This window comes from Oleiphilus sp. HI0117 (assembly GCF_001635235.1).
This window is the reverse complement of record NZ_LWGA01001282.1, coordinates 1-1,595: the sequence shown is the minus strand read 5'-3', so window position 1 is coordinate 1,595 and position 1,595 is coordinate 1. Positions and strand designations below refer to the sequence as shown.

Below are 1,595 nucleotides of genomic sequence, written 5' to 3'. Positions count from 1 at the left end.
GATATCTGGGGAAAATCAAGCAAGCGGGTGCTTCATTAGGGTGAGTTTTCGTCCTTGTCGAAGATAGCGACGAAGAGATTCAGCGATATAAGGAGGAGCCTGTTCTATATTCTGAAGCTGAAAGCCAATTTGAGCATAAAAGTCTTTAAGCCACTCAAAAGGAAAGCACCAGCACTCGCGATTTGTCAGGTGTGGTTTTAGTTCGGTAAGTAGCCTGCTTCCTATGCCTTGCCGCTGCTCGGATGGAACCACGACCATGCTGCGTAGAATCAGATATTGATCGCTCTTGACCAGGCGAACAGCCGCAACGATTTTATTGTTTGAGTTGTTATTTCTAAGGATGTAAACCTCGTCTTCTTTACCGACGTGGGAATGGTAGTTCGCTTGTTTATAGAATTGCTTGGCGAGAGGAAAGCGAGGCGGGTCGAGTCGTTCCAGGGCGAAATTATTGTGGCTTAAGTCAGACATTTTACCAGCGTTTTTTTCTATCTAGGTCGCTCTCTTTTGCTTCAACCCATTCAGCACCGTCTTTGGTGATTTCCTTTTTCCAGAAAGGCGCGTCGGACTTTAAGTAGTCCATAATAAACTCACAGGCCGCAAAAGCATCTGCTCTATGTGCAGAGCTTACGCCAACGAAGACAATTTGTTCGCTCAAGTGCAAAGGGCCAACGCGGTGAATGACTCTCGCTTCAAGTATCTGCCAACGTTCAGCTGCTTGTTGAATGATTTTCTGTAAGCACTGCTCTGTCATGCCAGGGTAGTGCTCCAGGAACATGCCATTTACATTAGGGCGATCTCCGAATTCCCGAACCAAGCCTGAAAACGTGCAGATCGCGCCAGTTGCTAGGGCGTGGTTGTTCCGTAGAGTCTGGTACTCATTTTCTATTGAGAAATCTTCTTGCTGAACGCTGACAGATATTTTCATACTAACCGCCTGTTACCGGGGGATAAAATGCTACTTCATCTCCTACTTTAACAGCAGTACTTGCATCGGCGATATCCTGATTGACTGAAATAATGATCCGTTCGTTAGCAAGCGCGCTTAACCAGGGTTCGCCCCGTGACTGAAGCTTGGATTTGATATCGCCAGTCGTCTGGATGCCGTCGATCTCGGTCCATTGTTCGCTATCGCAGTCGAGCTGCTCTCGCAAGCTGGCAAAAAAAAGGATATTCATAAGGTCGTCTCGTAACTTAATAATGCTTGCTATACCGGCAAAGAAAAAATGCTAGGGAAAGGTATAAACTCGACAGAATCCCCTGCTTTTGGTTGAGTGTGTTCTTTAATCACAGCGAAACCCTCCGCCCAGCTTGCAGAGCTTAGCATACCAGAGCTTTGGTTCGGGTGACGAATCAGACGATTGCCTTGGCTTCGCTGAACTCTCAGAAATTCTCTTCTGGGGCCGGACTTTTTAATATCGAAGTCTAGGGCAAGAGAGTAACTTTGAGGTTTAGTGTCGCTAATACCTTGCTTATGGAGTAAGAAAGGGCGAGCCAATACCGAAAAGGTAACAAATACTGCGCCTGGATTTCCGGGCAAACCGAGTACTGGTGTTTCGCCAATTTGTCCATACATAAAAGGCTTACCGGGCTTGATG

At 46.7% G+C, this 1,595-nt stretch carries 3 protein-coding genes and 1 pseudogene; all 4 read right to left on the bottom strand.

Going from position 1 to position 1,595, the window contains the following annotated elements; genetic code table 11:
* Positions 1 to 15: 15 nt before the first annotated feature.
* On the bottom strand, positions 16 to 468 hold the full coding sequence (locus A3757_RS22305; RefSeq protein ID WP_068512804.1) for a GNAT family N-acetyltransferase: 453 nt from the start codon (positions 466 to 468) through the stop codon (positions 16 to 18).
* Position 469: 1 nt separating this feature from the next.
* A complete protein-coding gene (gene moaE, locus A3757_RS22300; protein ID WP_068512795.1) occupies positions 470 to 925 on the bottom strand; it encodes a molybdopterin synthase catalytic subunit MoaE in 456 nt (151 codons plus the stop codon).
* Between the two features lies 1 nt (position 926).
* Positions 927 to 1,175 carry a MoaD/ThiS family protein gene (locus A3757_RS22295; RefSeq protein ID WP_068512793.1) on the bottom strand — a complete coding sequence of 83 codons (249 nt, stop codon included), beginning with the start codon at positions 1,173 to 1,175 and terminating at the stop codon, positions 927 to 929.
* Between the two features lie 29 nt (positions 1,176 to 1,204).
* Positions 1,205 to 1,595 (bottom strand): annotated as a pseudogene (locus A3757_RS22290) (molybdopterin molybdenumtransferase MoeA); the annotation flags it as partial.

What these genes read in the sequence shown, in the direction of transcription:
- moaE (WP_068512795.1), bottom strand. Translation starts at nt 925, where the DNA reads ATGAAAATATCTGTCAGCGTTCAGCAAGAAGATTTCTCAATAGAAAAT.
- A3757_RS22305 (WP_068512804.1), bottom strand. Translation starts at nt 468, where the DNA reads ATGTCTGACTTAAGCCACAATAATTTCGCCCTGGAACGACTCGACCCG.
- A3757_RS22295 (WP_068512793.1), bottom strand. Translation starts at nt 1,175, where the DNA reads ATGAATATCCTTTTTTTTGCCAGCTTGCGAGAGCAGCTCGACTGCGAT.